Consider the following 19803-nt stretch of genomic DNA (forward strand, 5'->3'; position numbering starts at 1 on the left):
TGGCAATCGCTTTGTTGTTGTTACATTTTTTATATCGGTTTTTTCTACTTGGGTGACACGGCCTAAATTTTAATTATAATCATGGACATAACCCCAGCTAACCCTACCAACCCATCGACCCAGATCGGATTTTATGAACACTGCAGTATTTGTGTCATATTTCTGAAATATTCCCTTCTTACTATCGCCGCTGATTTTGCTTTGACACAAAACCGACATCGAATTGTCACGGAGATAACTTATGACTCCCCATGCTACAGCGGTAGAGGCAACCCAAAGCTCCTCGAACTGGTTCCGTTGGACCAAGCTCGCCGTCATGCTTTATGTACTACTGGTGGCGGTTGCCATGGTAGGGAGCGGCTTTAAATTAGCCGTGGGCGATGAGGCCAAGACCTTATTCGAATTTGCTTCTCACCCCGTAGCTGGCTTGATGATAGGGATTGCCGCCACGGCGCTGATCCAATCGTCAAGTACGGTTACTTCTATTATCGTTGGTCTGGTTGCAGGCGGCTTGCCGGTTGAAACAGCGATTCCAATGGTAATGGGCGCAAACGTGGGCACCACAGTCACCAATACCTTGGTGAGCTTGGGCCATGCGCGTTGCAAAGAAGAGTTCCGTCGTGCATTCAGTTGCGCCACGGTGCATGATTTCTTCAACTTATTCGCCGTGGCTATCTTCTTGCCGCTCGAAATGATGTTCGGCTTGCTAAACAAGTTGTCACTATGGTTGGTTTCGCCACTGTCACAAACCGGTGACATGAGCATCAAGGGGCTGAATTTCGTTAAGCCGCTGACCAAACCTGCTGTGAACATGGTGCAGTCTCCTTTGGAGTCGGTTCTACCCGGCAACCTAGGTGGCTTGCTGATGATCGGTTTAGGTATCTTTGCCATCGTATGTGCCATCACTGTGATGGGTAAGGTGATGAAGAAGCTGATGGTCGGTCGTGCCAAAGATATGCTGAAAAACGCAATTGGTCGTGGTCCATTGCATGGCATCTTCTCAGGCTCAGTGGTCACTGTACTGGTACAGTCTTCATCCACCACTACAAGCTTGATGGTTCCGCTAGTTGGCACTGGCGTGTTAAAAATTCGCGATGTTTATCCCTTTACCCTGGGTGCAAACATTGGTACCTGCATTACTGCCTTGCTTGCGGCGACTGCCGTCACCGGTGAATTCGCGGTGTTCGCGCTGCAAATTGCGCTCGTGCACCTTTGCTTTAATATTCTCGCTACGGCGCTCATTTTCGGTATCCCGGTATTGCGTGAGTTGCCGCTAAAAGGCGCAGAATGGCTCGGTCACTTGGCCGCGAAATCGAAGATGGCGGTCCTGGCCTACATCACATTGGTGTTCGTGGTGGTACCCGGCGGGATTGTGCTGTTGTCACAATAATACCCACCCGACGCTTATCGAATCAAAGCCATCGCTCCTCGCGGTGGCTTTTTTGTTATGAGCCGCAACCGCCACGCAGAGACCACGCTGTAGGCATAAAAAAACGCAGCGGCTTGGCTGCGTTTTTGCTGATGAATGTGTCCTACATCATTAAATGGCAATCGGCGCTTTAATGGTGGGATGCGGGTCGTAACCTTCAATCTCAAAGTCTTCAATATTGTAGTCGAAGATGGAGGCAGGTTTGCGCTTAATCGTCAGCGTTGGCAATCCTCGCGGCTCGCGCTTTAACTGCTCATACACAATCTCATCGGTCAGGTGATTGTGGTATAGGTGCACGTCGCCAAACGTATGGACAAAATCGCCCACTGCCAAATCACATTGCTGTGCAATCATATGCGTTAGCAACGCGTAACTGGCAATATTGAACGGCACCCCTAAAAAGTAATCGGCACTGCGCTGATAAAGCTGGCATGAGAGCTTGCCATCGGCCACGTAGAACTGAAAAAGACAGTGACAAGGGGCAAGGGCCATTTTGCCCTGCTCCGCGTTCTCAGACGGGCTGACAGACTCGTCGGGTAAATCTGCGGGGTTCCACGCTGTAATGATATGACGGCGCGAATGTGGTTTGGTTTTTATTTGCTCCACCAGCTGCGCAATTTGGTCAACCGTCGAACCATCAGGACATGCCCATGAGCGCCACTGGGCGCCATAAACCGGCCCTAGATCGCCTTGCTCTGTCGCCCACTCATCCCAAATACGTACTTTGTTGTCTTGTAAGTATTGGATGTTAGTCTCGCCGTTAAGAAACCACAGTAATTCGTGGATAATGGCGCGGGTATAAAGCTTTTTGGTCGTGAGCAGTGGAAAACCTTCAGCAAGGTCGAACCGTAATTGGCGTCCAAACACTGAACGTGTACCTACACCCGTGCGGTCGCCTCTATCCGTACCATTGTCAAGAATATCCTGCATCAAAGCTAGATACTGCTTCATAGTGTTTCCTATCGTTGGACAAACAAAAGGCACCGCCCGCGGTGCCTTGGTGTGGTCAATAGTATATCTGATTACTCGACGTTAATCACCGAGCCGCAACAGAGCCTCGTCGGTACGACCAGACCATCAAGAGCGCCCCAGCAACGATCATCGGCAATGATAATAACTGTCCCATGCTGAACAAGTCACCAAACAACCCAAGATGCGCATCCGGCTCACGGAAGTATTCGACGATAAAGCGGAAAGTGCCATACCCGACTAAGAATAATCCCGATACCACCCCCATAGGACGAGAACGGCGAATAAACAGATTGAGGATCACAAACAACGCCACCCCTTCGAGTGCAAACTCATAAAGCTGGGAAGGGTGACGCGGCCAAGGACCGCCGGTGGGGAAGATCATCGCCCAAGGCACATCGGTAACACGCCCCCAAAGTTCACCGTTAATAAAATTGCCTAACCGCCCCGCGCCTAAACCGAAAGGAACGAGCGGCGCAATAAAATCAGCCACGGTGAAAAAATGACGTTGGGTTTTACGCGCATACCATGCCATGGCCACGATGACGCCAAGCAAGCCACCATGGAAGGACATGCCGCCAGTCCACACTTTAAACAAGAATAAGGGGTCGGCAACAAACGCATCAAATTGATAAAACAATACGTAACCGATGCGACCGCCCAGTACGACGCCAAGAAAACCCGCGAACAGTAAATCACTGACTTCCTCTTTGCTCCAACCACTGTTCGGTTTCGTAGCACGGTAATTGGCGAGCCATAGGGCAAACACAAAACCAACTAAATACATCAGTCCGTACCAGCGAATGGCAATCGGGCCAAGCTCGACTAATATCGGGTCTATCGACGGAAAGGTAATGTAACCTTCTGTCATGGATTCCATCCTTTTACTTCAACAACATGCTTGCGCCGACAATAACAAGAAAGCCAGCAAAAATACGTTTTATTTGCCGCGTCGGAAGCCTTACCGCGAGCGTGGCGCCAACGCGAGTCATCAACACGGAAGTCGACACCACACCCAGCAAGGCGGGCAAATACAAATATCCGACACTGAGTGCCGGTAAGGGTTCCGTCTGTCGCCAGCCCAACCAAACAAAACTTATCATCCCGGCCAACCCGAGCACGGCGCCGCCAAGTGCAGAGCTGCCAATGGCTTTGTGCATCGTGACCCCTCGCCAATGCAAGTAAGGGACGGTAAAGGATCCGCCGCCAATGCCAGCCAAGCTTGATAGCGTACCGATCAAGGTACCCGCCAGAGATATTCGCCATGGAGACGGTAAAGGGCGGAGGGTGACTTGGGGACGACTGAGCAACATTTGTATCGCCATGGTCAGCACGATGACGCCAAAGATACGTGGCAGCCAATCGGGTGGAAGTTTATCTGCCAATGAGGCACCTAATACGCCGCCTAGCATCATCCCTGGAACCAGGGCTCTGACCGCGCGCATATCCACATTGCCCATACAAAAATGGCGCCACGCTGAGGCGCTGGAGGTTAAGACAATGGTAGCCAACGATGTTGCCAGCGCCATCGGCATGACGATATCAGCAGACAGACCAAATAATGGCAGCAAAAAGCTTAACGCCGGCACCACCACCAAGCCACCGCCAATGCCAAGGAGTCCGGAGAGTGTGCCAACTAACGCCCCCAACAGCATACAAATAAACGCTAACAACAAGGTTGCGGTGGTGATCATCGCATACGTCCAATTTGAACCAGCGCATCCAAACCTTGTTCGGCTAAAAAGCCTTCCATCTGGGTACGGACCTGTCCGGGTTCGCTCAAACTAAGCATCTGCTCGGTTTGCTTTTGTAAGCGCGGTAAGGAAAGACGACTGAGCAAGTACTTAATCTTTGCCACATTACGCGTATTCATACTCAATTGACGATACCCCAGTCCCACTAATAATGCCGCGCCCACCGGATCGCCAGCCAGTTCACCACATACGCTCACCGGCAATTGATGGCGATCACTGGTAGTCGCAATCAAACTCAGCGCATGAAGTACGGAAGGATGGAGCGCATCAAAGATGTTGGCGACGCGGGCATTGTTGCGATCCACGGCCAACAAATACTGCGTTAAATCGTTGGTGCCAACGGAAAGAAAATCGACTTCTTGCGCGATCCCATCGAGCTGATACAACACCGAGGGTACCTCAACCATAATGCCAAGCAGCGGTTTCACCAGAACTTCTCCCGCCAACTGTGCCTCTTGGCGTACTTCCTCAAACGCGCGAGCAATTAACGCTTTCGCTTCCAGCAATTCATTCACACCGGAGATCATCGGCAATAAGAGTTTCAAATTATCCAAACCCAAACTGGCACGCAGCATCGCACGCACTTGGATCAGAAAAATATCGGGATGATCTAAGGTAAAACGAATGCCGCGCCAGCCAAGAAACGGGTTATCTTCATCGACACTCAAATAGGGTAATGGCTTATCCCCGCCAATATCCAAGGTGCGCATCACCACCGGTTTATCTGGGTAGCTGGCTAAAATCGCACGGTATTGTTTGACCTGTTCGTCCTCGGAAGGAAAACGGCGCTGCATTAAAAAAGGCACTTCGGTCCGAAACAAGCCCACCCCATCGACACCTTGGTTGATGGCGATGCTACTGTCGGCGCTCAAACCAGCGTTCAAATGGATCTGGATACGGGTGCCATCTTGGCTTTTTCCGGGCGAGGCTAGCGCCGTATCTAGGGTCGATTGCAAACTGACTTCCGCTTGAACCAGCTGCTGATACTCCTTCAGCAAAGGTGCGGCGGGCTCAATCATCAACAGCCCTTTGTGACCATCCAAGATCACCGATTTATTGTGGAGTCTTGGCGCGGAAAAGCTCACTCCCATCACCGCCGGAATGCCAAGTGCCCTTGCCAAGATGGCCGCATGGGAGTTCGCCGCGCCCTCTTCGGCTACGACCCCCGCGAGCAGCGCACGTGGAATAGAAGCCAGCATGCCAGCTGTCAGTTCACGGGCAAGCAAGACGATAGGTGACGAGATGGGTTGATGATTGCTTGAGGCTTCAGAAAGAAAATAGAGTAACCGCTGGCCGAGCTCCTTCACATCGGCAGCCCGTGCCTTAAGATAGGGATCATCCATGGCCGCAAAACGGGATGAAAAGGTTTCTACCGTTTGTCGGACCGCCCACGCGGCTTCGTCGCCCTGTTGGATACGTAGGGTCATATCCTCACGCAGCATAGGATCGTTGAGCAAATGGACAAACAAATCAAAGATCGCCAGCGCTTCTTTTTGTAGCTCCTTATCAAAGCGTTTTCTAAGGCGACGGAACTCCACTGACGCATCATCTAATGCGGCATCTAAACGATCGAGCTCTTTTTGAACATGCAAACAGCTGGCCGGTGAAACGTCCTCTAAACGTGGTTGAGAATCATCACACCATGCATTCGCAATTCCTACCCCAGGTGATGCGGGAACCCCTTCCAACAACACGGGTGACTGTGACGCATTCAGCCATCCGCCTTGTGCATCGGCATGGGCAAACACTACGGCCAGTTGCGCGGCGAGAGTGACAAGAAACGACTCTTCACTTTCGTCAAATTGACGCGGCTGGTGTTGCTGCACGACCAGTACGCCCAGTACCGTTTTACGATAAATAATGGGCGTACCTAGAAAAGACTGGAAGGCATCTTCTCCTGTGGCAGGGAAAGGTTTAAACGCGGGATGCTCACGCGCATGGGCCAGATTGATCGGTTCTGCGCGCTCGCCAACTAACCCTACCAAGCCTTCACCAAAAGACAGTGAGACTTGCGCGGCAGGATCCAAGCCTTGGGTGGCCATCAGATCAAAGCTGGCTTGCTCGGGATTGGCAAGGTACACAGAGCAACACTCAGTGTGCATCGCAACACAGGTTTGCTGCACTAGGGTTTGCAGCGCCTGATGAAGATCCGCCGATGCGGCTACGCTCTGAACAATATTTCTAAGCTGTGTCAGCACCGGCTTCCTCCTTAAACGTTACCCTCGCTTGTTCCGACGTCGAGGCTTACGCTCCTTAAAAGGCATCGCTAACGGCGCAAACTCTTTCATTGCGCGGCGGTATACTTCGCGTTTGAAAGACACAACCTGACGTACCGGATACCAATAACTGACCCAACGCCAGCCATCAAATTCCGGGGTTCCCCCGCGGGACACATTCACTTTCGACTCATCGCATTCCAGCTTCAACAAAAACCATTTTTGTTTTTGCCCAATACAGACTGGCTTGGAGTCCCAACGCACCAAACGTTTCGGGAGCTTATAACGTAGCCAATGACGGCTAGTACCCAAGATGCGGACATCTTTTTTGGTCAGCCCCACTTCTTCGTAAAGCTCACGGAACATGGCTTGTTCGGGACTTTCCCCATCATCAATCCCGCCTTGCGGGAACTGCCATGAATGCTGACCATATCGACGAGCCCAGAGAACCTGACCGTGGCCGTTACATATTACTATCCCCACATTGGGACGATAGCCATCGCCATCAATCACTGGACGACCTCAATGATAAATCTCTACTGAGTCTGATTTTTTCACAAAAAGCCGCTAAGGGTAAACAAACATTGTGGATTAACCTGTGTTTTTGCGCACTCGTCGTCATCTGAGGATAACTCAGGGCCTAACAGGAAGTTATAAACATAGCAATGAGAGTTTGCGCACATTTATTCACGCTTTCTGTGGATAGATTTGTGAAGAAGCAACGAAAAAGTCTAAAACGTCATCAGATCAAGATCAGTTAATCTGATTTATAATTAAACAAAAATAAAAATAACCCATATAAATCAGAATATTAAAAACATAAAACCCAGCAAAGATCCTTCTGACGATCTTTCGATCATCCTTTGCACACAGATCGCTCAAAGATCCATCAGTTAGTAAATTATCCACATCGTTAGCGCAAAAATCCAACAATATCGTTAGTTACTCACCTAACACAGGTAAAAATGGTACTGTATATATGATCATGGTCGCGATTTTTATACGCAACACTTATCTTTCTGTGGATAACTAAAGCGCCGCCAGATTGATCTTCACCATGAGGATCCTTGCGCCTTGCTCGACGCTTAACGATAATGCCGGTCATCTTATGCCAAACATTACCCGATGCCGAAAAGCTATCTATATGCAGCCACCACAGTCCGAATCAGAACTCATGCAGCGTGCCGCTGATTTAGCCGGTTTTACGCTAGGGGAAATCAGCCACGAGCATGGGGTCGCCTGTCCGGCCGATCTGAGCCGAGAAAAAGGCTGGGTAGGCATGTTGTTAGAAACCTGCTTGGGCGCGACGGCAGGAAGTAAGCCCGAGCAAGACTTTGCTCATTTGGGGATTGAGCTGAAAACGATCCCCGTTAACGCGCATGGCAAGCCACTCGAAACTACCTTTGTGTGTGTTGCGCCTTTGACGGGGATCAGTGGTGTACAGTGGGAACACAGCCATGTTCGGCACAAACTCTCCCGTGTTCTTTGGGTTCCGGTTGAGGGAGAACGCACTATCCCACTCGCAGAGCGGCGCATTGGCACCCCCCTGCTCTGGTCACCCAGTCGAGAAGAAGACGCGCAGCTGCGTGCCGATTGGGAAGAGCTGATGGATTTGATTGCCTTAGGACGGGTGAATGATATTACCGCGCGTCACGGCCAGTATTTACAGCTGCGCCCCAAAGCCGCCAACAGCCATGCACTCACCGATGCGTTTGGGGCAAAAGGCGAACCGATCAAAACCCTACCGCGTGGCTTTTATCTGCGCACCCAGTTCACCCATCATATTCTAAGCCGATTTTTCGTCAGCTGACCGAACGGCCTAAAAGCGTATCGGCATGTCCTCTTTGCAGGGCGGTTGATCACCGGTGGCGAACTCGTCGTAAGGGTCGAACAAGCGCAATACACCCTGTTCAATTCCCAGCGCCTTTAAGCGGTCTCCCACTTGACCCACATTATCAAACTGCATCACTTCACCGGTGGCATCGTCACGCAAAGGTTCGAGGTGGTGTTTCACCTCCACTTCAACGGAATATTTCGCACCACCGGCGTGCGCCATCACATAACATTGGGGGCAAGAGCGCGGGTCGGCGCGCATCCATGCCTTAAGTTGTCCATAGTTCATGATGCTCTCCTCGTTGTAATCTTTATCAGTAAAGAGCAGGATCGGAGAAACTGTCAAGCAAGGCGCCACAACGCTTTTGCTGAGCAATAAAATTCTCTACTATGGAATGCCATAGGTCGATTGCAGACAAGGAGACAGGATGCAATACCACCGCCTGCCCCATTCCACCTTAGATGTCAGTAAAGTGTGCTTGGGCACCATGACCTTCGGTGAGCAAAACACCGAAGCCGATGCCCATGCGCAATTGGATTTTGCCCTTGAGCGCGGCGTTAATTTTATCGATACCGCCGAAATGTATCCGGTTCCGCCCAGCCAAGCCACCCAAGGCCGAACCGAGGCGTATATTGGAAGTTGGTTAGAAAAGTCGGGGAAGCGTGATCGTGTGATCTTGGCCACCAAAGTCGCTGGTCCACGCAATGTGCCTTACATTCGTGAGGATATGTCCCTCAATCGTCGCCACATTCATCAAGCCGTTGAAGACAGCTTATCGCGCTTAAAAACTGACTACATCGATTTGTATCAGGTGCACTGGCCACAGCGTCACAATAACTGTTTTGGCAAATTGAACTATCCGTATCAAGACGAGCACTCCGGCGTCACCTTGCTAGATACCCTGGATGCGTTAAATGATCTGGTGAAAGCCGGTAAAATCCGCTACGTCGGGGTATCAAATGAGACGCCTTGGGGCGTGATGAGCTATTTGCATTTAGCCGAAAAACATAGCCTGACGCGGATTGTATCGATCCAAAATCCCTATAATTTACTTAACCGTAGCTTTGAAGTTGGCCTGTCTGAAATCAGTCATCACGAAGGCGTCGAGCTACTTGCCTACTCCCCCCTTGCCTTCGGTGCCCTCAGTGGTAAGTATTTGGGCGGCGCGCGTCCCTCTGGTGCGCGTTGTACCTTACATCAGCGTTTTTCTCGCTATTTTACTGAAGCAGGACAAAAAGCGACGCAGGAATACGTTGAGTTAGCCCGAGCGCACGGCTTGGATCCGGCGCAAATGGCGCTCGCTTTTGTCAACTCTCGCCCTTTTGTTGCCTCCAATATTATTGGCGCAACCACGCTAAAACAGCTAGAAAGCAATATCGACAGCCTCAATATTACCCTCAGTGAGGACGTCCTCGCGGGGATTGACGATATCGCTACTCGCTATCCAAACCCTTGCCCTTAAACGAGAAACGGCAGCCTTATTGGCTGCCGCGCAGAGGGTGATTAGATAGGGCGGCGTTTGCTCGCAAACGCCGCTTTCTGGGACCCATTACAGCCACCGCCATCGTCGTCGCCATGTCACAAGATAGCGTTTTGCCGCGAAATGCGTATTCACAGGCAACCCATCTTGGAGGTCGGCGGTGATACCAATATCACGCTGCAAATGACGGTTCAATGCAACATTGGCAACTCGATAACGGTTTGCGTTGGTGCGGCGCTGACGACGTGCGCTAATACGAACAACAGCTTGCGCTAATGGGTATAAAGATAGTTGAGTCATGATGGCTCTCCTTGTTGGTTAAAGGAGGCCACAGGCACAATACGTAGAGGTACTGCAATCTGGCCGCATTATGCCCGCGGCCAGTTACAATTGGTCGCAGAGTCAGATGTATAAGCGGGTATCTCGTGCGCAATGATTGGCACGACCCATCGCTGAGGCAAAGATGACACCCTGTTTTTGGCTCGGTATGTATGTCATGTTGCCTCCTAAATACACATGAATCTGCGTGACTTGAGGGTTTATTGTTCAATATCACGTCATTATATTCAATAACTTATTCGAATATTGTGCAAATTTAACGCAATGCTCTGCTATCATTTTTATCAACCTTGTATTTGCACTGCTCTGGTTAACAAGGCTGTGACATAAATAGATAATTATTCTGTTCCTATCTCAGCATCAGCTGTCGCTTTCATCCCCTTCGTGACCTAAACTCATTGAGTGGGCGATAACTAAACCTTTGAGGCAATAAGCTGTTGGCGCAACGCTTGCAGTGCTATCCCCATGGCCTGCTGAGGCAACCAAACCAAATCGACAAAAAGTTCCCAGCTATCTTGAGCAAGATCGGAAGGCAAAATCACTAACTCACCTTGTTGAACCGCCGTTTCCACTAATGAGAAGGGCAGCTCCGCCCAACCAATCCCCGCCTCAACCAAACGCAATGCCACACTCAAATTTTCTGTTCGCCATGCACTGTCTGCATACTGCCAACGCGGCGCCGCGTGCCTATCTCGTCCGGCCACCACAATTTGGCGATGCTTCACAATTTCGGGCCAATCAAAGTGCGTTAACCGCGCGAGTGGATGCTGAGCACTGCAAACCGCACACATTCGCATCATCTCAAGGTTATGAAATTCAAAGGCGGTCGGCAGCTGTTGTTCCTGAACCAGCAGCCCTAATTGCGCGCGCCCTTGCTCAAGTAAGCTAATCACATCCACATAAGCGGCGGTGAGAATTTCAATTTCGACCTGTGGAAATTGCTGTTCAAACGCCGCCAGACGCGCAGCAATACTGGGCGAGATCGCGGCAGACTCTGCAGCAATGGTGAGTCGGGTTTCGACTCCGGTTGCAAACGCATCGGCGCTGRCTTGAAGACGCTGCATTTCGGTTAAAATTCGCTTCGCTTTACCCAGCAGTGCCTCACCTTGCTCTGTCAGCACCGGGTAGCGTCTTTGACGATCGAATAACGTTACCGCCCAATCAATCTCTAGATTCGCGACCGCGGTGCTAACCACAGATTGTGCTTTACCCAGCTTTCTCGCCGCCGCAGAAAAGGAGCCTGTCTGTGCTGTCGTCACAAACGCGGCTAATTGATCCAATGAAAACGCCATCAAGCTCTCCCAAGAATTGTCATCTATCTATTTATACGATAGTTACTAACTTATATACATCGATTTTATCTATACAATATCCCGGAAGATCGATAGTAGGCAAAACGGAGTCTTCTCCCTAGCGTCGCCACTATCGGTCGCGAATAACGTAAATTGATTGTGTTGTGTGAGGTTGTAATGCGAACAAAAGCCGATCGCTGGCGTCATGCCATTGGCTTTGAATTAATAGGCCTAATTCTAGTGGTAGTCGGGCTCAATTTTATATTGGGGGCTGATATCGGCCACTTGGGGGTGATGGGCGTGCTGTTTTCCGTGATCGCGACGGGTTGGAACTATGTGTATAACATCCTGTTTGATAGAGCCATGCTCGCGATGCGAGGCAGTGTCCTCAAAACCCTGCCAATCCGAATCCTGCACGCCGTGTTTTTTGAAGCTGGGCTTTTGGTGGTCACCATTCCGTTTATTATGTGGTGGCTCTCGATGACCCTTTGGCAAGCCGTGGTGATGGATTTAGGTATGGTTGTGTTCTACTTGTTTTACGCCTTTGTCTATAACTGGGTCTATGATCAAGTCTTTCCGATCCCTTCCCATTCTCCCCAAGCGTAATGGTCAGGCTGCACGGAAGCAGCCCAGCTCAATCTTTCTATTGACGAAACGTGCGAGGGGTCGGGATCAAGTTATGTTTGTTGAGCAAGCGATACATGGTGGCTCGCGACACGCCCAACTCTCTCGCCGCTGCCGACACCTGTCCTTTGTTCGACTCAAGTACCGCAATCAATGCATCGCGCTCTGACTCTTCGCGTATTTTGCGCAGACTTTGTTTATAGTCCCCTTGGCGAGGTAAATCGAGATGTTCCGCTTCGATGACCAAGTGATCGGCAAGAAGCACGGCCCGTTTGACTTGATTGATTAACTCCCGCACGTTCCCCGGCCATGAATAGGCGCTTAATACACTCTTGGCTTCATCTGAAAACGTTCGCGCTTGGGTATTATATTGACGGGCAAATTTGAGCAGAAAATAGTCGGCTAAGTCAGTGACATCGGCTTGCCTATCTTTCAACGACGGCATGTTAATACGTAACACATTCAGCCGGTAATACAGATCTTCGCGGAACAATCCTTCAGCGACCCGCTTCTCTAAATCCATATGGGTTGAGGCGATAACACGCACATCCAGATCACGATTGTACTTGTCGTGATTGATATCCAGCATCCCCTCTTGCAATAAATGCAACAAATGGCTTTGTAAGTGCAGCGGTAAGTCACCGATTTCATCAAAAAATAAGGTGCCTTTGTGGCATTGGCGTATTTTTCCGGGCGTCTCGTCATCACCCAATAATTCTTGCTGCATTTGCTCGTCGGCCAATGCCGAGCATTTAATCGACTCAAACGGGCCTTTGGCACGGGTAGAGGCGTTATGAATCGCCAGTGCGACTAACTCTTTACCTGTCCCACTCTCACCGGCCACCAGCACAGACACATCGGTCGGCGCAACACGTCGCACCTGATCTCGCAGCTTTTTCATCGCAGGGCTTTTGCCTTCCAAGCCCATATCACTGTGATCGCCCAGATGGGGCCACACCTGACGCTCCAAACGCAGCATCCCCAATTGGTGACCAATGGTGCTCATCAACTGTGAGTTCGGCACTGGCGAGGTGAAGTAATCAATGCAAAAGCTGACAATAAACTGGCAGATTGCTTCATTCCCCAATTGCTCTTCGCGTACCAAGGCCAACCAACGCACTTGCTTGTTACGGTTAACCATAGACGCGACGCCATTGAGGCTAAAATCATCGTGGCTTAAGTCAACAATACCAATACAGGGGCCAATGTCTTGCAACAAAGATTGCGCTGCCCGCAAGTCATAACAACGATGACACCGCCAGCCTGCTTGTTCCAGGGTTGCTATCCAAGGCTCATACGGGCCCCCGACGACCACCAATGAGCTCAAGTTTGTTTCACTCCCTGTGTGTAATCCCATAACCTCTGCCTTACATCCAGTCTGTGATACTGCGGAAGAACCAAAATCCCATTATAAGGAGGCTCAGTCCTGATTCTGTCTCAATAAAGAGACATTGAGTAGGTCGGAATACGTATGATTTTAGTCACTCATCGCAAAACGCAGAATAAAATAAGGCTTTTAGCGCGGGCATGATTCCGCTGATAGAAAAAAAGCGGCTCGAAAGCCGCTTTTTCATCATACCTAGCGATTTAGCCGTTTTGCTGTGGGCGCATCGCTGGGAATAGAATAACATCACGGATGGTATGCGTGTTGGTAAATAGCATCACTAGGCGATCAATACCAATCCCCTGTCCTGCCGTTGGCGGCAAACCATGCTCAAGCGCGTTGATGTAGTCTGCATCATAGTACATAGCTTCATCGTCGCCCGCGTCTTTCGCTTCCACTTGGGCTTTAAAGCGTGCGTCTTGATCTTCTGCGTCATTCAGCTCCGAGAAACCGTTCGCCACTTCACGACCACCGACAAAGAACTCAAAGCGATCGGTTACAAACGGGTTGTCATCGTTGCGACGAGCCAGTGGTGAAATATCTGCAGGATACTCAGTGATAAAGGTTGGCTGAATCAACTGAGGCTCAGCGGTTTCACCAAAGATTTCTTCCATCAGCTGACCGGCCGTCCAGAATGACTCCACACTGATTTTCAGTGATTTAGCAATCGCCGCGAGGTGATCACGGTCTTGCGCATTCTCGTAGGTCAGTGCTTGGATCTCAGCATGATCAGGGTTGTACTGCTTGATCGCATCCAGCATGGTCATGCGTGGGTATGGACCAGCAAAGTTAATTTCATGCTCGCCATATGGCATCACAGACTGCCCCAGAACCTCGAGAGCAACACGCGATAGCATGTCTTCGGTCAAGTCCATCAGATCATTGTAATCCGCGTACGCCATATAGAATTCCATCATAGTGAATTCTGGGTTATGACGAGGCGACAAGCCTTCGTTACGGAAGTTGCGGTTAATCTCGAACACACGCTCAAAACCACCCACGACCAAACGCTTGAGATAAAGCTCTGGCGCCACACGCAAGTACATATCAATGTCTAGCGCATTGTGGTGAGTGATAAATGGACGTGCGGTCGCGCCCCCAGGGATGACATGCATCATCGGGGTTTCTACTTCCATAAAGTGTTTTTCTACCATGTAGTTACGGATAGCAGTCACTACACTCGAACGGATTTGAAACGCCTGACGCGATTCTTCGTTGACGATCAAATCTACATAGCGCTGACGATAGCGCAGCTCTTGATCAGCCAAGCCATGGAATTTTTCAGGCAATGGACGCAAGGCCTTGGTCAGCAACTGGTAGCGTTCCATATTGACATACAGATCGCCTTTGCCGGATTTGTGCAGCGCACCGTGTACACCAATGATGTCACCGATATCCAAGCCGTGGTATTCGGCTTTCAGTGCCTTTTGAACGTCTTTAGAGGCATAGGCTTGAATACGGCCCGAGACGTCTTGTACCACCAAGAAAGGACCACGCTTCGCCATGATACGGCCTGCGATGGTCACTTTATGATCGAGCGCTTCTAGCTCAGCTTTTTCTTTTTCGCCAAATTCAGCTTGTAGGTCCGCAGCAAGGTGCTCGCGACGGAAATCATTCGGATGACCGTTCGCCTTGCAGTTTTCACGGATGTGATTCAGTTTGGCGCGACGCTCGGCTATCAGCTTATTTTCGTCTTGTAACTGGTCAGTCATAGAAAACCCTTTACTCAAAGTCGTGATTACAGGCCAGATTTGAGGCTGGCTTCAATAAATTTATCCAAATCGCCGTCAAGTACGGCCTGTGTATTGCGGTTTTCAACCCCGGTGCGCAAGTCCTTGATGCGTGAGTCATCCAGCACGTAGGAACGGATCTGGCTTCCCCAGCCGATATCTGACTTCGCGTCTTCGTTGGCTTGTTTTTCCGCGTTTTGCTTTTGCAACTCAAGCTCAAACAGTTTGGCGCGAAGCTGCTTCATCGCTTGGTCTTTGTTTTTATGCTGCGAACGGTCGTTCTGGCACTGCACCACCGTATTGGTCGGCACGTGGGTAATACGAACCGCAGACTCTGTGGTGTTAACGTGCTGACCACCTGCGCCAGACGCGCGATACACATCAATGCGCAGATCGGCAGGATTGATGTCGATAGCAATATCATCATCAATTTCAGGGTAAACAAACGCAGACGCAAACGAGGTATGGCGGCGACCACCCGAATCAAACGGTGACTTACGAACCAAACGATGCACCCCGGTTTCGGTACGTAACCAACCGTAGGCGTATTCACCTGTAATCCGCACGGTGGCAGACTTTAAGCCGGCGACTTCACCTTCAGATACTTCAATGACTTCCGCTTTAAAGCCTTTCGCATCGGCCCAACGCAAGTACATGCGTAACATCATGTTGGTCCAATCTTGCGCTTCTGTGCCGCCGGAACCGGCTTGCAGATCGATATAGCAATCTGACGCATCGTGTTCACCAGCGAACATACGGCGAAATTCCAGCTTCTCAAGCTTGTCTTCTAAGTCGGCAAGCTCTGGCTCGACTTCATCAAAGGTTTCTTGATCGTCTTCTTCAACGGCGAGCATCAAAAGCTCGTTAACATCCTCACCACCTTGGGTGAGTTGGTCAATGGTTTCAACCACAGCTTCCAGCGAGGCACGTTCTTTGCCCAGTGCTTGTGCGCGCTCAGGTTCGTTCCAGACGTCTGGTTGTTCTAATTCGGCATTAACTTCTTCTAGACGCTCTTTCTTGGCATCGTAGTCAAAGATACCCCCGAAGAACATCGGTGCGTTCAGCGATGTCCGCGAGGCGGTTTTTGATTGGATTGATCTCAAACATGGTCAAGCATCTTCATTTGCGGAAATTTAACCGCCGAATTTTAGCGAATTGTGGGGTCAATAAACAGGGCATGACGGAAAAAGCCGCACAATTAAGCACTCTCCAGATGAGAAACAATCAATTGCGCACTGCGATTACCACGAAACTCGTTAATATCCAGCCGGTAGACTAACCGCATCTGCTTCACACTCGGGTCCGGCCAACGGCGCACATCGATATTAAACGCAATTGCATCAATCATGGCACCACCGTCTGGATGCTCCACCATTAATTTCAGATGCTTACTGCCAACCAGCTTTTGCTGTAACACCTTAAACGTGCCATCAAATTGCGGCTCCGGAAATCCTTGTCCCCAAGGTCCCCCCGCTTGGATAAGCTCCGCGGTTTCGATGCTCAAGTCACGACTCGACAGTTCCCCATCACTGAGTAGTACGCCTTTGAGATCATCGTCGCTGACTGCCTCACGTACTTGCATATCAAACAAACGGGCAAAACGCTCAAATTCACTTTCATCGATAGTCAGCCCTGCCGCCATGGCATGCCCGCCAAACTTTTTGATCAAGCCGGGATGCTGAGTATCGATCCGATCCAGCGTATCGCGCATGTGCAATCCTGGAATCGAACGCGCCGAGCCTTTAATGGTGCCATCGCCCCCATCGGCAAAAGCGATCACGGGACGATGAAACTGCTCTTTCAGACGCGAGGCTAAAATACCAATCACGCCTTGATGCCAATCTCGTTGAAAGAGTGCGAGGCCAACAGGTAAGTCTTGTTCGCTTTTTTCAGCAATCAAGCGCTCACACCATGCTACCGCTTCTTGCTTCATCCCGGCTTCAATTTCTTTGCGGGTTTGATTAAGTGCGTCCAACTCAGAGGCCATGCGTCGCGCGGCGTGGATATTGTTGCTCAGTAATAGCTCCACTCCAAACGACATATCATCCAGTCGCCCCGCCGCGTTGATCCTTGGGCCTAAAGCAAATCCAAAGTCGCTGGCCACCAAGGTCGCCATGTTTCGGTTAGCGACTTCGATCAGAGCCTGAATACCGGGGCAACATCGCCCTGCACGAATGCGCTGTAAGCCTTGGTGCACCAAGATACGGTTGTTGGCATCCAATGCCACCACGTCAGCTACGGTTCCCAATGCAACCAAATCAAGCAGTTCCGCCAAGTTCGGTATCGCAATGCCTTGTTGCTCAAACCAACCTTGTCCACGCAAATGGGCCCGCAATGCCAGCATCAAATAAAATGCCACCCCGACACCGGCAAGGGCTTTGGACGGGAAGCCACAGTCATTTAGATTAGGGTTTACCATCGCATCTGCGTCCGGAAGCTGCTCTCCGGGTAGGTGGTGATCGGTCACCACCACTTGCATGCCTAACGCTTTGGCATGCGCGACTCCGGCCAACGATGACACACCATTATCAACGGTCATGATGAGATCAGCATCACGCTCAGCCGCTTGATCGACGACCTCAGGACTCAGTCCATAACCATCATCAAAACGGTTGGGCACTAAATAATCGACCCGCGTTGCACCCATCATGCGAAGCGCCTTTACCGAGAGCGCCGACGAGGTCGCGCCATCAGCGTCAAAGTCTCCCACAATAAGAATCGACTTGTGGGTTGCGATCGCCTCCGATATAAGTGCGACAGCGCCTTCAATACCGGTTAACGCTTGGTATTGATGTAAACCTGCCACACTGCGGTTTAACTCACTGTCTTCGCGCAGTCCTCGGTTGGCATACAAGCGTTGTAGCAAAGGGGAAATATCATCACTAAAGGCCGGCGTAACCGTCGGCATTCGTCGTTTTATCTCTATCATGGAAAATCACCAATCAGGGTTAGCCGCGTGGATGATGAGTTTGATGCAGCTGTTTCAAGCGCTCAGTCGCAACATGGGTATAGATTTGGGTCGTCGAGAGGTCGCTATGGCCAAGTAACATTTGTACCACACGCAAATCAGCACCGTGATTGAGCAGATGGGTGGCAAAGGCGTGGCGCAACACATGCGGGGAGAGCGCGTCGCTATCAATCCCTGCCAGCTGAGCGTAATACTTAATCCGGTGCCAAAACGTTTGGCGTGTCATCTGTCGCGCCCGTTTGCTCGGGAAAAAGACATCGGTACTGGTTTCGCCAAGCAGCACAGGCCGGCTGTGCGCCAAATAGTGCTCCAACCAATCTACCGCGGTTTCTCCCATCGGCACCAAGCGCTCCTTGTCGCCTTTACCGACCACACGGACCACCCCTTGCCGTAAACTCACATTTTCAGTGGTCAAGCCCACCAGCTCAGTGACACGCAACCCCGTGGCGTAAAGCAACTCAAGCATGGCTTTGTCGCGCAGCTCCAGCGGATCGTCGGTATTGGGCGCATCGAGTAATGCGTCAATTTGCTCTTCACTGAGATCTTTCGGCAAGCGTTTCGGTTGTTTAGGGCTAATTAAGGTGGCACTCGGATCATCCGGACGCAGCTTTTGACGGTATAGATACTGGAACAAACGACGCAGTGCCGACACCATACGGGCTCGGCTGCTGGGCTGGTAGGCTTGTTCGTGCAACCAGTACTGATAATCCTGCAAGTCCTGTTTACTCACCGACAGCAATGCACGGCTATCAAGCCAGTGGCAGAGCTTGAGCAAGTCATTCCGATAAGAGCCGAGGGTGTTTTCCGATAGCCCCCGCTCCATCCACATGGCATCGAGGAACTGCTCGATTAATTCAACATTCTTGTTCACATTCAGCCTGCTTATTGGGGAAAACTCGAATAATAAGGGCGCCACACGCGACTTAGCGCGGGTCATTATACAAAATGTCGGCGCCGCTTGCTGGATCAAATTACCCACCAGCAGGTAAACTGCAGGTAATCAAACCAAATGAGTCAAACTATGAGAATCGGTCTGTTTTATGGCTCAACCACCTGTTATACCGAAATGGCAGCGGAAAAGATCCGTGACTTTATCGGCGACGATTTGGTTGAGTTGCACAACGTCAAAGAAACGCCGCTGGCCAAGATGGCAGAGTATGACTTGCTACTTCTCGGCATTTCAACTTGGGACTTCGGTGAGCTGCAAGAAGATTGGGAAGCCGTTTGGCAAGACATTGATAGTCTGCAACTGCAAGGCAAAGTGATTGCATTATTTGGCCTTGGCGACCAAGAAGGCTATGCCGAATGGTACCTCGATGCCATGGGCATGCTCCACCAGCAGCTGCAAGGCAGTGGTGCGCAATTTATTGGCTATTGGCCCACCGAAGGCTACCGCTTTGATGCGTCTAAAGCCGTGACAGACGAAGGAAAACAGTTTGTTGGCTTGGCCCTAGACGAAGACAGTGAGTACGACCTAAGCGACGAACGGATTCACACCTGGTGCGAGCAAGTTTTGGTTGAATACCAAGCGTTACTCGAACAGGCCTGATACCTCGCCTGTTGATATAAAAAACCGCGCCTGAGCGCGGTTCAGACTGCTGACAAAGGTCTAGCTTTCGAGCTAGACCTTTGATCTAATAGGAGTGTCGCAATAGGGATGCTCCGGTATGCTTCAAGAACCTTCTCCACACCAATATGAACTTGAAATGGTGACGATGGAACAACTTGTTCCCAAAGACCATCTTGTTCGTAAAATCGACCGTGCCATCGACTTCGAGTTTATT

18 protein-coding genes are annotated in these 19803 nt (G+C 50.6%); 5 read left to right on the forward strand and 13 right to left on the reverse strand.

Annotated elements, in window-relative coordinates:
- Positions 1-241 precede the first annotated feature (241 nt).
- A complete protein-coding gene (locus BZJ18_RS09510; RefSeq protein WP_069586562.1) occupies positions 242-1390 on the forward strand; it encodes a Na/Pi symporter in 1149 nt (382 codons plus the stop codon).
- A gap of 150 nt (positions 1391-1540) precedes the next feature.
- Here BZJ18_RS09510 and BZJ18_RS09515 read toward each other — a convergent pair whose 3' ends face one another.
- The 5 genes from BZJ18_RS09515 to rppH form a co-directional block, all read right to left on the reverse strand.
- Positions 1541-2380, reverse strand: a complete 840-nt coding sequence (locus BZJ18_RS09515) for a thymidylate synthase (protein WP_077456297.1) — start codon at positions 2378-2380, stop codon at positions 1541-1543.
- A gap of 85 nt (positions 2381-2465) precedes the next feature.
- The gene (gene lgt / locus BZJ18_RS09520) at positions 2466-3269 is read right to left on the reverse strand and encodes a prolipoprotein diacylglyceryl transferase (protein ID WP_077456299.1); all 804 of its coding nucleotides are present in this window, start codon (positions 3267-3269) and stop codon (positions 2466-2468) included.
- Between the two features lie 13 nt (positions 3270-3282).
- Complete coding sequence (locus tag BZJ18_RS09525; RefSeq protein WP_108743141.1) at positions 3283-4089, reverse strand: sulfite exporter TauE/SafE family protein; 807 nt, start codon at positions 4087-4089, stop codon at positions 3283-3285.
- Positions 4089-6350, reverse strand: a complete 2262-nt coding sequence (ptsP, locus tag BZJ18_RS09530) for a phosphoenolpyruvate--protein phosphotransferase (RefSeq protein ID WP_077456303.1) — start codon at positions 6348-6350, stop codon at positions 4089-4091. The genes BZJ18_RS09525 and ptsP overlap by 1 nt, the downstream gene beginning before the upstream one ends.
- An 18-nt stretch (positions 6351-6368) precedes the next feature.
- Positions 6369-6881, reverse strand: coding sequence for an RNA pyrophosphohydrolase (gene rppH, locus BZJ18_RS09535; RefSeq protein ID WP_069586557.1), 513 nt, complete (start codon positions 6879-6881; stop codon positions 6369-6371).
- Positions 6882-7512: 631 nt separating this feature from the next.
- On the opposite strand from rppH, the gene mutH reads away from it, so the two are divergent.
- Complete coding sequence (gene mutH, locus BZJ18_RS09540; RefSeq protein WP_077456305.1) at positions 7513-8178, forward strand: DNA mismatch repair endonuclease MutH; 666 nt, start codon at positions 7513-7515, stop codon at positions 8176-8178.
- A 9-nt stretch (positions 8179-8187) separates the two neighbouring features.
- Here the strand turns inward: mutH and BZJ18_RS09545 are convergent, their stop codons facing one another.
- Positions 8188-8490 carry a DUF6482 family protein gene (locus BZJ18_RS09545; RefSeq protein ID WP_077456307.1) on the reverse strand — a complete coding sequence of 101 codons (303 nt, stop codon included), beginning with the start codon at positions 8488-8490 and terminating at the stop codon, positions 8188-8190.
- Positions 8491-8629: 139 nt separating this feature from the next.
- Between BZJ18_RS09545 and BZJ18_RS09550 the strand changes: the two genes are divergently transcribed.
- Positions 8630-9664 carry an NADP(H)-dependent aldo-keto reductase gene (locus tag BZJ18_RS09550; RefSeq protein ID WP_077456309.1) on the forward strand — a complete coding sequence of 345 codons (1035 nt, stop codon included), beginning with the start codon at positions 8630-8632 and terminating at the stop codon, positions 9662-9664.
- Between the two features lie 87 nt (positions 9665-9751).
- On the opposite strand, the gene BZJ18_RS09555 is transcribed toward BZJ18_RS09550, so the two are convergent.
- Positions 9752-9982, reverse strand: coding sequence for a hypothetical protein (locus tag BZJ18_RS09555; RefSeq protein ID WP_077456311.1), 231 nt, complete (start codon positions 9980-9982; stop codon positions 9752-9754).
- A gap of 452 nt (positions 9983-10434) precedes the next feature.
- Complete coding sequence (locus BZJ18_RS09560) at positions 10435-11313, reverse strand: LysR family transcriptional regulator (protein ID WP_077456313.1); 879 nt, start codon at positions 11311-11313, stop codon at positions 10435-10437.
- A 177-nt stretch (positions 11314-11490) separates the two neighbouring features.
- Here BZJ18_RS09560 and BZJ18_RS09565 point away from each other — a divergent pair, with 177 nt between their 5' ends.
- Positions 11491-11919 carry a PACE efflux transporter gene (locus tag BZJ18_RS09565; RefSeq protein ID WP_077456315.1) on the forward strand — a complete coding sequence of 143 codons (429 nt, stop codon included), beginning with the start codon at positions 11491-11493 and terminating at the stop codon, positions 11917-11919.
- A gap of 37 nt (positions 11920-11956) precedes the next feature.
- On the opposite strand, the gene BZJ18_RS09570 is transcribed toward BZJ18_RS09565, so the two are convergent.
- From BZJ18_RS09570 to xerD, 5 genes are all read right to left on the reverse strand, one after another.
- Positions 11957-13294, reverse strand: coding sequence for a sigma-54-dependent transcriptional regulator (locus tag BZJ18_RS09570; protein ID WP_077456317.1), 1338 nt, complete (start codon positions 13292-13294; stop codon positions 11957-11959).
- Between the two features lie 230 nt (positions 13295-13524).
- Positions 13525-15033 carry a lysine--tRNA ligase gene (gene lysS / locus BZJ18_RS09575; protein ID WP_069586549.1) on the reverse strand — a complete coding sequence of 503 codons (1509 nt, stop codon included), beginning with the start codon at positions 15031-15033 and terminating at the stop codon, positions 13525-13527.
- Between the two features lie 26 nt (positions 15034-15059).
- Positions 15060-16158, reverse strand: a protein-coding gene (prfB, locus tag BZJ18_RS09580) for a peptide chain release factor 2 (RefSeq protein WP_108743140.1) whose coding sequence is annotated in 2 segments (ribosomal slippage) — positions 15060-16082 and positions 16084-16158 — 1098 coding nt in all. Because the reading frame shifts where the segments join, the coding sequence is not laid out codon by codon here.
- Positions 16159-16249: 91 nt separating this feature from the next.
- Positions 16250-17980 carry a single-stranded-DNA-specific exonuclease RecJ gene (gene recJ / locus BZJ18_RS09585; RefSeq protein ID WP_077456319.1) on the reverse strand — a complete coding sequence of 577 codons (1731 nt, stop codon included), beginning with the start codon at positions 17978-17980 and terminating at the stop codon, positions 16250-16252.
- Between the two features lie 19 nt (positions 17981-17999).
- On the reverse strand, positions 18000-18848 hold the full coding sequence (xerD, locus tag BZJ18_RS09590) for a site-specific tyrosine recombinase XerD (protein ID WP_232112119.1): 849 nt from the start codon (positions 18846-18848) through the stop codon (positions 18000-18002).
- Between the two features lie 192 nt (positions 18849-19040).
- On the opposite strand from xerD, the gene fldB reads away from it, so the two are divergent.
- Entirely contained in the window at positions 19041-19568 is a 528-nt protein-coding gene (gene fldB / locus BZJ18_RS09595; RefSeq protein ID WP_077456323.1) for a flavodoxin FldB, read from the forward strand.
- The last annotated feature ends 235 nt before the right edge of the window (positions 19569-19803 follow it).

This window comes from Salinivibrio sp. IB872 (genome assembly GCF_001995345.1).
GTDB lineage: Bacteria > Pseudomonadota > Gammaproteobacteria > Enterobacterales > Vibrionaceae > Salinivibrio > Salinivibrio proteolyticus.

Bases quoted from the DNA above. Each gene is read 5' to 3' on its own strand.
- BZJ18_RS09510 (WP_069586562.1), top strand. From the start codon at position 242: ATGACTCCCCATGCTACAGCGGTAGAGGCAACCCAAAGCTCCTCGAAC.
- BZJ18_RS09515 (WP_077456297.1), bottom strand. From the start codon at position 2,380: ATGAAGCAGTATCTAGCTTTGATGCAGGATATTCTTGACAATGGTACG.
- lgt (WP_077456299.1), bottom strand. From the start codon at position 3,269: ATGACAGAAGGTTACATTACCTTTCCGTCGATAGACCCGATATTAGTC.
- mutH (WP_077456305.1), top strand. From the start codon at position 7,513: ATGCAGCCACCACAGTCCGAATCAGAACTCATGCAGCGTGCCGCTGAT.
- BZJ18_RS09545 (WP_077456307.1), bottom strand. From the start codon at position 8,490: ATGAACTATGGACAACTTAAGGCATGGATGCGCGCCGACCCGCGCTCT.
- BZJ18_RS09550 (WP_077456309.1), top strand. From the start codon at position 8,630: ATGCAATACCACCGCCTGCCCCATTCCACCTTAGATGTCAGTAAAGTG.
- BZJ18_RS09555 (WP_077456311.1), bottom strand. From the start codon at position 9,982: ATGACTCAACTATCTTTATACCCATTAGCGCAAGCTGTTGTTCGTATT.
- BZJ18_RS09565 (WP_077456315.1), top strand. From the start codon at position 11,491: ATGCGAACAAAAGCCGATCGCTGGCGTCATGCCATTGGCTTTGAATTA.
- BZJ18_RS09570 (WP_077456317.1), bottom strand. From the start codon at position 13,294: ATGGGATTACACACAGGGAGTGAAACAAACTTGAGCTCATTGGTGGTC.
- lysS (WP_069586549.1), bottom strand. From the start codon at position 15,033: ATGACTGACCAGTTACAAGACGAAAATAAGCTGATAGCCGAGCGTCGC.
- recJ (WP_077456319.1), bottom strand. From the start codon at position 17,980: ATGATAGAGATAAAACGACGAATGCCGACGGTTACGCCGGCCTTTAGT.
- xerD (WP_232112119.1), bottom strand. From the start codon at position 18,848: ATGTGGATGGAGCGGGGGCTATCGGAAAACACCCTCGGCTCTTATCGG.
- fldB (WP_077456323.1), top strand. From the start codon at position 19,041: ATGAGAATCGGTCTGTTTTATGGCTCAACCACCTGTTATACCGAAATG.